This window comes from Yersinia nurmii (genome assembly GCF_001112925.1).
In the GTDB taxonomy this organism is placed as follows: Bacteria; Pseudomonadota; Gammaproteobacteria; order Enterobacterales; family Enterobacteriaceae; genus Yersinia; species Yersinia nurmii.
In genome coordinates, this window is the sequence record NZ_CPYD01000001.1 from 175,142 (window position 1) to 188,468 (window position 13,327).

A 13,327-nucleotide genomic window follows, 5' to 3' on the forward strand; every position below is an offset into this window, starting at 1 on the left:
CTTTCCTGTCTTTCGAAGAGGTTACTAAGAGATTTTTACGCAGCGAGACTGCGGTTGCGACGAGCATTTACCCGCGCGGCGCACATCATACCCGAAACTGACCGCAGTCACATCTTTAGGGGCAGGTTAATTATCAGAGACTTGACGTTAGCGACGTTGATCTATATTTCTGTTTTATTGTTCCGCTTTCCGCCTGATGGCCATCGACTCTCGCGACTCTGTTCCGTTAATCATCAGATTTTATTGAGGGATTTTGGCGCCAGCTTAAAAAAGGAAAATTATGCGCGCTATATTTTATGGCCTCGCCGCATCGTTCTTTTTCGCTTTTACTTTTATTCTTAATCGAGCCATGGATTTATCCGGCGGCAGTTGGATCTGGAGTGCCTCGCTGCGGTTTATTTTTATGGCTCCCATGCTGTGGCTGCTGGTAATGATGCGTGGGCAACTGCGGCAAAGTCTGAGCCATTTGCGCCAATACGGGTCAGGCTATCTGCTGTGGAGCACCGTTGGATTTGGCCTATTTTACGCGCCACTGAGTCTGGCCGGTTCTTATGGTGAAGGCTGGCTGGTGGCCGGTTCCTGGCAAATGACCATTATTGCCGGCTCACTGCTGATTCCGCTGTTTAAACAACAAATTACCACGGAACAGGGGTTACAGACGCAGCGAGGGAAAATCCCTTTCAAAGGATTGCGCTGGTCGCTGTTGATTTTGATCGGCGTGGGGTTAATGCAGTGGCAGCACGCTCAATCGTTGAACTTACAACAAACGCTGTGGTGTTTGTTGCCGGTTACATTGGCTGCTTTTATGTATCCGCTGGGCAACCGCAAGATGATGGCTATTTGTCAGGGCGAGGTGAATACCCTCCAGCGGGTGCTCAATATGACGCTGGCCAGCCTGCCATTCTGGATTGTGCTGTCTGCCGTTGGGGTATTTCAGGTCGGCTGGCCCTCTCAGGGGCAAGTCGAGCAATCCCTGCTGGTGGCGCTGTTCTCAGGCGTGATTGCCACTTTGCTGTTCTTTGCCGCAACCAATCTGGTCAAACAGGATTATTCTCGTTTAGCGGCGGTGGAAGCCACTCAATCTGGAGAAGTGCTGTTTGCTTTACTGGGGGAAATGGTCTGGCTGGCGGCGCCATTACCAACCGGTTTATCACTGGCGGGAATTACGCTGGTGATTATCGGGATGATCATCCACAGCGTAGCGCCTTTTATCGGACAGCGCCGATCGCCTTCTACGGCGCGGAATTAAGGTTTTTTGCTGTGGCGACAATCGGTGAAACCAGAGGCTATAATGCCAGCCAGCATTGAGACGCCGGCCAGTACCAGTAAAAAACTGTGCTGCCAGTGTGCGCCTGCATAACCGAGCAGGACGCCACTGAACAATAACCCGACGCTGATTTTTGCTGCTTGCATCATCCGCTGTCTATCCTATTTATGGCGATTAATTTGCTGCGTATATAATACGCCATAAAAAGAAAAACCCCTTCTTTTCCAGAAGGGGTTCCGCACGCAGAGCAACAGACTGATGTCAGCCTAATCGCGTCAGTTTAGCCGGAAGCCCTTGCCGCACCGCCGCGCCACTCACCCAATCTAGCCAAGTATTTGGCACTTCTCGGGTAGGATCGGTAAATCCGAGGTCATTAAGATTAACTCCTGCGCCGATTCGGCTGTCACTCGCCATTTCCACGCCGTCAAGCTGATGCAGATTCGCGCCCATTTCACGATGACCATAACCGTGCTCAATCGCAATAACTCCGGGCATCACACCGTCTAATACACTGAGCTGTGCTTTCATGCTGCCGCCGGGGGTTTCCAATTTGACCCAGTCCCCGTGTGCCACGCCGTGCGCTTTAGCATCCTGCGGATTAATCGCCACCAGATTACTGGCTTTGACTGCCCGCAGGCGCTCAATCATTGGCGTAGAGCTGCTCATCAAATGTGATTTAAACGACATCAGCTTGAATGGCCAATTCTGTGCAGGATAATGCTGGTGAATACTGGAGCCATCGGCCAACCGCGGCGGATAGAAAGTCGGGCAACCAGAATAACGCTCTCCGGTCATGGCATGACGATGTTTAGCCACATTTTCATTCCAGATATGTAGCGGTTTCTTCCACTGCGGCCCGGTCGCGTCGCCGTTCCATGATTTTTCATACGGCGCAAAACGCCCGCCTCGCGCCAGTAAATACGCGACTCGCATTTGCTCATCTGGAGACAGACTGCGCTGAATTTCCGGCAGTAAACGTGCCACGCCGGTTAGTTGTAATTCGTCCAGTTGAGCTGCGGGCACGGGGTTTTCACCCAGATAGGCGATATTGGCAGCGGCGCGCAGATAAAAATCTTCGGCGCGATCGAGCGGTAATCCCATACCCTGTGCATCCTGCATCGCATTTTCACCAAAACCGGGCAAAGCCAGCGCTTTGGCAACGGCGATCAGGAAACTCTCCATCGCCACCGCTTGCCCATCGGCAGTGCGCGCCGTGCGCGATTCCACCACCGGCCAGCGGGCAGTGCTGGCTTTAACCCATACGCCAGCCCAAGGCGCACTAAATCCCCAACTTTCAAAATTATGCGTATCCGGCACGATATAATCAGCCAACGCAGTGGTTTCATTGATAAATGCATCGATGGCAATAAACAGCGGTAACTGTTTAGGATCTTTCAACTTATCTTCGACTAGACCACGTAAACCGGCGACACCGTACAACGGATTGGTCATATGGCTGATCCAGGCTTTTAGCGGGTAAGGATAGCCGGAAAGCGCCGGAGCCAATTGCTCGGTTAACTGCCCGCCCACAAAGGGATACCACGGCCCTTTTGCAGGATACGGCGGTTCACCGATAGCCAGTTTTTTCTGATATTCCTCAGATTTCTCGTAAGGTTGTTTACTGCGGGACAATGACAAACCGCGAGATTTAACCTGACCGGGGAAACTGGCCAGTTGGTAGCGCGGTCCATCAGCAAAGCCGTCAAATTTGCCTCCGCCGACGGAAACACCGCCTTTCAGATTCAGGTTACCAATCAGCGCGTTCAGCATCATGACCGCCCAGGTGGTATAGAAACCGTTACCGCTCATCATTCCACCGTGGGAAATCACCGCCGCCTGACGCTGATAGGCGGTGAATTCTTTCGCTAACCCGCTGATGGTCGCCACAGGTACACCGCACTGCTGGCTGTATTCTTCCAGCGTAAAACGATTAGCCGCCTCACGCAGCAGGCTCAGCCCAGATTGCACTTCAACCTGTTGCCCGTCAGCTAGCGTCACGCTCTGACTAACATAGAGCGCGGCGTCCATCGCAGCCGGTGCCGCCACTAACGCCCCATCGCTCTGCGCTACCAGCACCGGGCTTTCTTCCCCTTTCGCAAGGATTTCACCGTTCAAATGTGTCGCCCGCAGAAACTGACCGGCCAGCGGGTGCTGCGGGCTGACAATCACCAAATGGGTAGCATTAGTCCAACTACGCTCTCCAGCGGCAGTCATAGCCGCCTCTCCCGGTACTTTTAGATATGGCGCGTTAAAACGTTCCTGTTCGATAATCCAGCGAATCATTCCCATCACCAGCGCCGAATCACTACCCGGTAGCACGGGCACCCAACGGTTATGCTGATTCGCCAACGTGGTCGTCAACGGCAACGCGGGAGCCACGACCACGTAATTAAAGTCGTCCCGTTGGCGTGCATTGGCTAATTGTCTACCTTGCCGTTTAAACGGGTTGCCCGATTGCGCCGGAGAGGTTCCCAAAAACAAAGCAAAACGCACATTATCCCAATCCGGTTTTACATGAGCATTTTTATCCAAATCCCCCATTAACGCCCCAGAACCGGCGCGATAAGCCAGCCCACAGTAAGCACCGTGGCTACCGAGGTTTTTAGTCCCAAAGGCTTTGGCGGCAAAGCGCTGGATAAAAGCATCCCGCCCGTCGTCACCGGCGTTGGTCATCAGCAACTGGTTAGCCTTCGGCCCCAAGGACGGCTGGGCCGGATCGATTGGCGTCTCCAGATCGCGAATCGCCCGCAGGCCGTCGACATGCCCTTCCCCAAACAGATCGCCGCCTTCCGTCACTTCCTTTACTAACTGTTCGAAACTAATGCGTTGCCACTTACCTTCACCACGGGCCCCCACTCGTTTCATCGGCTCAAGAACGCGATAAGGGCTGGTAACACCTTCCAGCAGCGTCGCACCTCGAGCACAGGCGGTAGATCTGTCCGCTAACCCTTGCTCACCGCCCATGCGGCGCAAAGCTTCGCTCACTGGTAATCCGTAGGGAAAATGGTGATCGTGAGACAACGGGTGATAGGGGTTACCTGCAATACGCAAAATGCGATTTTGCTGCGTATCCACTCGCACTCGTAGCCCGCACAGCGTCCAACAGCCAAAACATTGTGTCATCGAAACCGCCTGATGCGGCGTAGCCTGCCATTCCTGCCCGGCATGACCTTCCGGCGTGAGAGAGTTGCCGCTAATTGGGTCTCGCGTCAGCTTTCCGGCGCTGCCGTCCCGCAGCCCAATTAGCGTTTTACGCACCACATCGTGATAACCTGCGCCAAAGGCCACTAATCCGCCCAGTGCCAAACCGCCCTTTAACCATTGCCGCCGCGTTGTTTTAGCCATGTTGCACTCTCCCTTCCCACCTTCTGACTCCTTCACGGAGCGCAATAATTAATGTCACCCATAAACCGAACGTACCGATAATCGCCAGCAATCCGTCAGTCCCCAGCGATAACTGATAAGGATGAGTGAGCACGTTATATTTCGGTAAGGTTTGGCTTTGCATCAGCAATAGCCAACGCACCATCCAGCACAGCACCATCGCTAGCAGGCTTTGCAGGATAACCGCACCGATAGATAAGCGACGTGTCAGATTCAGCAATGCCAATCCAAATAGCATCAATCCAATCAATAATGGCGCAGCCGCGGTTAATGGGTGTCCGCTGGCCCACTGACGTAACGCCGCAGCAGAAAGCGTCGAGCCGCTGGCCCATAGCAACGTCACCAACGCCAAAAACAGTAGAGAAACCAGTTGCCAGCGCGCCAGATACCGCTGAACCTGCGGCTGACGCCACAGCCACAAAGCCAGCAACGAAGGCACCGCCTGCATCGCCGTCAGGAAAATAAACAGTGGCAGCCACAGGGTGAACCACAGCGGCTGAGCGCGCAGCACCGACACTTCCCGCCCGGTATACATCAGAATCGAAAGTGCCGATAACGCCGTCAGAATCGATAACAACCGCAATAATCCGGTCAAAGGTCGGTTCACTCGTTGGCCGTAGATTAAGGCCAGAAAATAGGTCACCACCAGCCCGCTAAACAGCGGCAGAAACAGCGAACCCCATGACATCCACGACCAAGGCGTAAAATAAGGATAAAAATGCCAGGCACGCGCCGGCTGATGTAAATCCGCACTCAGGGCCAACGGTGCCACAATAGCCGCCGTGACAGCCAACATCAGCGCCGCTCGCTCTAGCGGTTGCCCTTTATCTCGCCTGAACCAGCGTTGCCAACAGCCGAGCAACACTGCGCCACAGGCCAGCCCGATAAAGAAAAAATATTGCACTGCCCAAGGTAACCAACTGATTTCCTGCGGACGCGCCAGAATTTCGTGAATCATGGGTGAACCTCCTGCCACAGCGCCGGTTGCCCCTGCAGCGGCCGAGTAAACACTTCATTTAAACCGAGGTAAAACACCTGTGGCTGCGTACCTTGCTCCGGTTTCAGCACCTTAATTTCCCCCTCATGCTGTTTGAGTATCCGTCGCAGTTCACTGTTTTCATCGTGCAAATCGCCAATAATACGCGCCCCGCCGACGCAAGATTCCACACAGGCAGGCAATAAACCGGCCTCCAGACGGTGTACGCAGAAAGTACATTTATCCGCCGTTTGAGTGCTGTGATTGATAAACCGCGCCTCATACGGGCAGGCCTGCACACAGTACGCGCAGCCAACGCAGCGCGTGTTATCAATAACCACAATGCCATCCTGCCGCTGGTAGGTTGCCTGTACCGGACACACCGGTACGCAGGGCGGGTTATCACAGTGATTGCATAATCGCGGCAGCAGCACGTTAGTCACGCTGCCCTCACCTTCTAGCGCGATCTGATACTGGTTAACGCTGGTGCGGAACTGGCCTTGCGGCGACTGATTTTCAATGGCGCAACTGACCGTACAGGCCTGACAGCCAATACAGCGACGCAGATCGATCAGCATGGCGTAGCGGCGCTGGGGGTTGCCGTTGCGACGGGTCGGTTCCAGTTTCCAACCGGCATCAGCCAGCGGAACCAAAGCCGCACCGGCGGTTAGCACGCCCAATCGTTGTAGAAACTCTCTTTTCCCTCGATCCATGGTGTTCTCCAAACCCGCCGTCGGTTAATTGATAGGAAGATGTGACGAGTTGATGATGAGGAGTGTAGAAATTGCCAAACAGAAGCCCTATTGTGGTTTTCCACATTCCCTTTAGGGACTTGATCCAGGACAATTCACTGGGGCGATCTGGGTCATAAAAAGGAGAAGACACGTTGCGAAACCTGTTGATTATCTTGCTGTGTTACGGTGTTTCGCTGGCGGCATACGGCAAAGAATGGACGATTGGCGTACTGGCATTACGCGGCGATGCCCAATCGCTGCACCGCTGGCAGCCGCTGGTGGATAGCCTGAATCAAGGATTGCCCGACCAGCCTTTTCGCCTGTTGCCGTTGGATCTCACAGCGATGAAAACCGCCGTGCAGCAAGGGCGCGTGGATTTTCTGCTCACCAATCCGGCGCAGTACGTACAAATTGATAGCCACTATCCGCTGCGCTGGCTGGTTTCACTGCGATCCAGCCATGAGCCGGACAACGCCAGCCGCAACGTGGTTGGCAGCGTGATTTTGGTGCGTCAGGACAGTCCTATCACTCAAGCGAATGAGTTACGCGGTAAACAGGTTGGCGCGGTGTCAGCCGATGCATTCGGCGGTTATCTTTTAGGCTACAAAGCATTGCGGGACGCTGGCTTACGGCCAGAGCAGGATTTTAAGCTGCACTTTTCCGGCTTCCCGGTGGATGCGTTGATGTATTTGCTACGAGATGGCGCTCTGGATGCCGCGATAGTCCCCACCTGCTTGCTGGAAGATATGCAAAGCGAAGGATTATTGCAGGCCACGGATTTCAGGGCGTTACTGGCTAAACCCACCACAGTTCCCTGTCTGACCAGCAGTGATTTATACCCCAATTGGTCATTTGCCGCGCTGACGCAGGTACCGGATTCCCTAGCAGACCGAGTGACGCGGACACTGCTCACACCAACGGGCAGCGAGGGGCCTCAATGGGGCGCGCCATCCTCTACCAGCCAAGTCGAAGCTCTGTTGCGTTCCATAAATCAGCATCCGGAACAGCCGCAGCTATGGCAGGCGATACTTTCTTGGGCACTACAAAATCGGCTATTGCTCGGGATTATTGCGGCAATATTATTGCTATTGGGTGCGAATCATATTTGGGTGGCCTTTTTAGTGCGTCGCCGCAGCCAGCAGTTAGAACTGGCCCACCTGCAGCTGCGAGAGCGAGAAACAGCGCTGGAGCAAGCTCAGCGCCTAAGTATTTTGGGGGAAATGGCGTCCGGCTTTGCTCATGAACTCAACCAGCCACTTTCGGCGATTCGCCACTACGCCGAAGGCTGTGATATCCGTTTAAAACGTGAACAGCCAGATCATCCGCTGCTACCGGTGTTACAGCAAATCGGCGCGCAGGCGCAGCGAGGAGCGGATATTATCGCCAACCTGCGTCTTTGGGTGGAAAAAGCGCCAGCCGCGGCCACGCGTATTCCGCAGGCACCTAGGGACGTGGCAGAGCACGTTTGGCAACTTATCGGTGCGTCACATCATTATCCTGATAGCAGGCTTAATATTGAACTTTCGGCTGAAATACAGCTAATGCTCCCCGCAACCTTGCTCGACCAGATATTTTGCAACCTGTTCACCAACAGCCTACAGGCCGGTGCGCGGAGACTGTTTCTGAACGGCAATCAAACGCCCGAAGGAATAGAACTCAGTTTGCAGGACGATGGTGGTGGATTAACGGCTTCGCAGCTCAATCAGCTATTTATGCCATTCAAATCGGGAAAACCAGATGGCCTGGGTTTAGGTTTGGTAATTTGCCAACGGCTGATGGGCAGTCAGGGGGGACAAATGACGTTAAGCAACGCCCTTGCCGCTAACGGCGCTGCAGGGTCACAGGTTCGACTGTTCTTCCCTCTACATTCCACAGTAAAAGGAACAAGTTAGTGTCAGTCATACATTTAGTGGACGACGATTTGGCCGTGACCGATGCCTGTCGTTTTTTATTGGAAAGTCTGGGCTATAAAGTCTGTCTCTGGCATCAAGGCCAGAGTTTCCTAAACGACGCCGATTTGTTTCAAACCGCCGTAGTACTGCTGGATATTCGTATGCCAGTGCTGGACGGCCCACAAATTCATCGGCGTTTACGTGAAGTAGGCAGCACGCTGGCGGTAGTTTTTCTTACCGGTCATGGGGATGTTCCGTTAGCGGTTGAGCAAATGAAGCAAGGGGCTATCGATTTCCTGCAAAAACCCGTCGCCACTCAGCCTTTGATCAACGCACTCCAGCAGGCATTGAAACATTCCGAACAGGCGGTTTCACGCCATCAGGTCAGTTTGCGCTACGCCAGTCTGACACCCAAAGAGCAGTTGATTGCACAATGGGTAGCGCAAGGATTGATCAACCGCGATATTGCCAATAAAGCCTGTGTTTCTGTAAGAACTGTTGAGGTTCACAGAGCTAAAGTCATGGAAAAAATGGCGGCTGGGAGTCTGGCAGAATTAGTCAGTTTGCTGAATAAGCGTAGCGGCATAAGCTAGGTATGTTTATTTTATCAACTAAAGTTGGCTTATTTTGCACAAAAATAAAGCAAATGTTACTGAGAATAGTTTTTTAATGCGGTCTGTTTTCGCGTTTTTCCCTAAAAGTGCCACAATAGAACTACCTTAAATGACAGATAAACATATTGAAAGCATGACTAGCGGCCTCAGATTAGCCGCCATAAAGTAAAAGTTAACTGTCCTAAATGACCACTCTGAAGCTGAGAACACATGATGCAAGTTCCTTCTTTTAATCGCTCGTTACTGCACCCAAGATACTGGCTGACATGGTTAGGCTTGGGTATCCTTTACTTGCTGGTTTTACTGCCTTATCCAGTGATTTATACGCTGGGTACTTCCCTCGGCCGTTTCTCAATGCGTTTCCTCAAACGCCGCCTTTATATCGCAGAACGTAATCTGGAACTGTGCTTTCCGCAAATGTCCAAAGCAGAACGCGATCAACTGGTGGTCAAGAACTTCGAATCCGTCGGTATGGGACTGTTCGAAACCGGTATGGCTTGGTTTTGGCCAGACTGGCGCATCAATCGCTGGTGTAAAGTCAGCGGTCTGGAACACATTGAGAAAGCACGGGAGAATGGTCAGGGCGTACTGTTGATCGGCCTGCATTTTCTAACGCTGGAACTGGGCGCACGTATTTTCGGCATTCATAACCCAGGAATCGGGGTTTATCGTCCCCACGATAATAAAGCAATGGATTGGATGCAGACTTGGGGCCGTATGCGCTCCAATAAATCCATGCTGGATCGCAAAGATTTGAAAGGGATGATTCGTAGCCTGAAACAAGGCGAAATCATCTGGTATGCACCGGATCATGACTATGGTCCACGCAGCAGCGTGTTTGTTCCGCTGTTTGCCGTTGACGATGCGGCCACCACCACCGGCACTTATTTATTGGTACGCACGGCGAAACCGGCGGTGATCCCGTTCACCCCGCGCCGCCTACCCGATGGCAAAGGTTACGAACTGATTCTGCAACCGGCGGTGGAAGACTTCCCGCTGGAAAGCGAAGTCACTGCCGCAGCCTTTATGAATAAAGTGATCGAAGAAGAAATTCAGTTGGCAACGGATCAATATATGTGGCTGCACCGCCGCTTCAAAACCCGTCCAGAAGGCGCCCCCTCGCTGTACGATTAGCGCTCTGATTCCTTTCGCAATATCACGCCGGGCCTTGCTCTGCACCGGCGTAAATCAACGCTGCATCCCTCGAGTTATGCCTCGCTAACCCTTATTAACGACAAAAATACCGAGCAAAGTCTTGTTAATTTGTAATCAACATGGGAATTTATCTTTCTCTTTTCTCCCTATGGCTTTGCTATGTACATCATTAATCTCACTTATCATCGTCCCGTTGAAGAAGTCGATACTCATCTCGATGCCCATATTGCCTGGTTACACAAATACTACGATCAGGGCATTTTCATCACTTCTGGGCGTAAAAACCCACGCACTGGCGGCATTATTTTTGCCATCGCCTTACCCCGCGACGAGCTGGATGCCATTCTGGCTGAAGATTCTTTCAACGCCGTCGCCCGATATGAAGTCATCGAATTTACCCCAACCATGACGTCAGACTCGCTAGCTGCTCTGAAAGGTTTGTAAGATATCGATTTGCCAAAGCAGGGCATAAAAGTAGGAAATTAAGGTAGAGACCCAAAAGAAATAAGAAATTAATCCGGCAGGTTCAATATTTTTGACCTACTCTGTCAGTTTTATCCACTATGAGAATGATTATTAACTACACATAATTAAATGTAATTAATAAGAGTTATTATCCGGTTATTTCTTCAATTTCTATAAGGATATACACCATGCTGGCAAGTGCAAATCAGTGGTTCACACGATTAACCGATCATCAAGACGGCGGTAAGCTACTGTTACGCCTGACCTTTGGTATCTTGATGTTATTCCACGGAGTAGCAAAAATCCAACATGGCACCAACTGGATTTCCGATATGCTACAGGCTCAGGGCATCCCTGGTTTTGTTGCCTACGGCGTGTATGTTGGTGAGATAGTTGTGCCTATTCTGATGATTCTGGGGCTATTTACTCGTCCAGCGGCCTTTATTTATGCCGTTAACCTGCTGGTTGCCACTCTGATGGTCGGCACCGGTAAGTTCTTTACGCTAACCGACGTGGGTGCCTGGGGATTGGAAAACGAAGCGCTGTATTTCTTCGGCGGTATCATCATTATGCTGTTGGGCAGCGGTCGTTACTCAATCACCAAAAACGAAGCCTACCGTTAATTCGAGTAAACTTCGGGAAATTTATTAGATTTAATCGCTATTCCCGCGGGGTGAACAATGCCCCGCGGCTATTTTATCGCGTTTGTATTCTTTTCCCCTGTCTGTACTTTCACACCTTCAAATATCGCTGTACTTTGATAACGCCTGTTAGTCTTCCCGTTTTCAGCCGTACTCGTTCATCTTCCTTATTTTCTTATTCAAAAAATTTATATGCTTATTTCCAAATAATAAACCTGCTTTTCATTTTTATAAAAACCATTACCCAAATGGTTGATGTCTCTATTCAACAGGCGCATACTTAACAGGCTAATTATCTGCTTTTATGCTTTGCCATATTAACGCCCTCACCATGACGCTAAACCGTGCCGCAGAGCTAACACTTTCTTCTATCGGTAATTTATGACCTCGTCACCAGAACCTATTAACTGGAAACGGAACCTATTTGTCGCCTGGCTGGGCTGTTTTCTGACCGGTGCTGCTTTCAGTCTGATCATGCCTTTTCTGCCTTTATACGTGGAAATCCTCGGCGTGACCGGTCATCAGGCGCTGAATATGTGGTCCGGGTTGGTGTTCAGTATTACCTTCCTGTTTTCCGCCATTGCTTCGCCGTTTTGGGGCAATCTTGCCGACCGTAAAGGAAGAAAAATCATGCTGTTACGATCGGCATTAGGCATGAGTCTTGTGATGGTGTTAATGGGCGTGGCGCAAAATATCTGGCAATTTCTGGCGTTACGCGCCCTGCTGGGCCTGCTCGGTGGTTTTATTCCCAACGCCAATGCGCTAATTGCCACTCAGGTGCCACGACATAAAAGCGGTTGGGCGCTGGGCACACTGTCTACCGGTGGCGTCAGCGGCGCGTTAATTGGCCCGCTGATCGGGGGTTTACTGGCAGACAGCTACAGCCTGCGTCCGGTATTCTTTATTACCGCCGCCGTACTGTTCCTGTGCTTTGTTATGACATTACTGTGCGTTAAAGAGCAATTTACGCCGGTGCTGAAAAAAGACATGCTCAACGGACGGCAGGTTTTGCGATCGCTGAAAAATCCTAAACTGGTGCTCAGCCTGTTTGTTACCACCATGATTATTCAGGTGGCAACCGGTTCTATCGCACCGATTCTGACCCTGTATGTCCGCGAGCTGGCGGGTGATATTCACAATCTGGCATTTGTCAGCGGAATGATTGCCTCGGTGCCTGGCGTTGCGGCATTAATCAGCGCCCCCAGACTGGGAAAACTCGGCGATAAAATCGGCCCCGAACGTATTCTTATTGCCATGCTGGCACTGTCGGTGTTGTTACTGATCCCAATGGCGTTGGTACAGACTCCGTGGCAATTGGCGGTATTACGCTTTCTGCTCGGTGCTACCGATGGCGCGCTACTGCCTGCAGTGCAAACATTACTGATTTATAATTGTACAAATCAGGTGGCTGGTCGAATTTTCAGCTACAACCAATCATTTCGGGATGTTGGCAACGTCAGCGGCCCGCTACTGGGCGCCGCCGTTTCCGCCAGTTATGGCTTCCGCGCGGTATTCTGCGTCACCGCCGTGGTGGTGTTATTTAACGCATTTTACTCCTACTGGTGTCTGCAACGGCGACCAGCTCAGGCTGTGAAACAATCTACCAATCGTCAGGAAGATAGCTAAAACCAACCACCAGATGAGCGCTAAATCTCTCTTCCTCAACGACAAAATTTTGCCGTGACTAAAATCACAGTTTATCGCTGACTTTCCTCTTATAAATGTCACTTATACCTACTTAAAAAGTGGCTATCCCCCTTATTCCCCCCAAAACTGCCATTTTCCTCTCTTTCCAATAAAAAATAATTTACTCACTCAGAAAAAGGTGTAAGGTCGCCCTAAAAAAAACAGGCTAATCACTTGAAAAACAATAAATAAATTAGATTATTAGTCTCGAAATATGCACTGTGATTTCGTCATTAAAATCCACATCCACCTACAGATATAAATCTAAAAAACGAGATGTATATCGACTTTTCGTCTAAATAATGGGATATAAGCACGGTAGAAAACCAAAATGACGTTATTATGGAGTTAAATCCTATTATAGAGAGTGTTAAATCGATTATTCATGAAATTAATGACTGCCCGATAACCTGACGATAACGGACGGCATTAACAGGGGAATAAGGCGTATTGAATCACTCATACCACAGCACAACAGCCCGACCTTAACAGGCGATTTCTATGGGAAGACTT

Annotated in this window: 11 protein-coding genes; 7 read left to right on the top strand and 4 right to left on the bottom strand. The window is 51.1% G+C overall.

Features of this window, described 5'->3' with window-relative positions; translation table 11 throughout:
- Positions 1-280 precede the first annotated feature (280 nt).
- Complete coding sequence (locus AD970_RS00785) at positions 281-1,249, top strand: DMT family transporter (protein WP_049596441.1); 969 nt, start codon at positions 281-283, stop codon at positions 1,247-1,249.
- Here AD970_RS00785 and AD970_RS19475 read toward each other — a convergent pair.
- The 4 genes from AD970_RS19475 to ttrB form a co-directional block, all read right to left on the bottom strand.
- Positions 1,246-1,416 carry a hypothetical protein gene (locus AD970_RS19475; protein ID WP_157045408.1) on the bottom strand — a complete coding sequence of 57 codons (171 nt, stop codon included), beginning with the start codon at positions 1,414-1,416 and terminating at the stop codon, positions 1,246-1,248. The two genes, AD970_RS00785 and AD970_RS19475, sit on opposite strands and share 4 nt — an antisense overlap.
- Before the next feature lie 112 nt (positions 1,417-1,528).
- Positions 1,529-4,612: a tetrathionate reductase subunit TtrA gene (ttrA, locus tag AD970_RS00795; RefSeq protein ID WP_049596442.1), complete on the bottom strand. Its 3,084-nt coding sequence runs from the start codon at positions 4,610-4,612 to the stop codon at positions 1,529-1,531.
- Entirely contained in the window at positions 4,605-5,609 is a 1,005-nt protein-coding gene (ttrC, locus tag AD970_RS00800) for a tetrathionate reductase subunit TtrC (protein WP_049596443.1), read from the bottom strand. Before ttrC ends, ttrA begins: the two co-directional genes overlap by 8 nt.
- A complete protein-coding gene (ttrB, locus tag AD970_RS00805) occupies positions 5,606-6,340 on the bottom strand; it encodes a tetrathionate reductase subunit TtrB (RefSeq protein WP_049596444.1) in 735 nt (244 codons plus the stop codon). Before ttrB ends, ttrC begins: the two co-directional genes overlap by 4 nt.
- 173 nt (positions 6,341-6,513) lie before the next feature.
- On the opposite strand from ttrB, the gene ttrS reads away from it, so the two are divergent.
- The 6 genes from ttrS to mdtG all read left to right on the top strand — a co-directional run bounded on the left by ttrS (position 6,514) and on the right by mdtG (position 12,754).
- Positions 6,514-8,253 (top strand): tetrathionate respiration histidine kinase TtrS, encoded by a 1,740-nt coding sequence (gene ttrS / locus AD970_RS00810; RefSeq protein WP_049596445.1) that lies wholly within the window; start codon positions 6,514-6,516, stop codon positions 8,251-8,253.
- Complete coding sequence (ttrR, locus tag AD970_RS00815; RefSeq protein ID WP_049596446.1) at positions 8,253-8,846, top strand: tetrathionate respiration response regulator TtrR; 594 nt, start codon at positions 8,253-8,255, stop codon at positions 8,844-8,846. Before ttrS ends, ttrR begins: the two co-directional genes overlap by 1 nt.
- A 231-nt stretch (positions 8,847-9,077) precedes the next feature.
- A complete protein-coding gene (locus AD970_RS00820) occupies positions 9,078-10,001 on the top strand; it encodes a Kdo(2)-lipid IV(A) acyltransferase (protein WP_049596447.1) in 924 nt (307 codons plus the stop codon).
- Between the two features lie 180 nt (positions 10,002-10,181).
- The gene (locus tag AD970_RS00825; protein WP_049596448.1) at positions 10,182-10,466 is read left to right on the top strand and encodes a YciI family protein; all 285 of its coding nucleotides are present in this window, start codon (positions 10,182-10,184) and stop codon (positions 10,464-10,466) included.
- Positions 10,467-10,675: 209 nt separating this feature from the next.
- Entirely contained in the window at positions 10,676-11,110 is a 435-nt protein-coding gene (locus AD970_RS00830) for a DoxX family protein (RefSeq protein ID WP_049596449.1), read from the top strand.
- 399 nt (positions 11,111-11,509) lie between these two features.
- Complete coding sequence (mdtG, locus tag AD970_RS00835) at positions 11,510-12,754, top strand: multidrug efflux MFS transporter MdtG (protein WP_049596450.1); 1,245 nt, start codon at positions 11,510-11,512, stop codon at positions 12,752-12,754.
- The last annotated feature ends 573 nt before the right edge of the window (positions 12,755-13,327 follow it).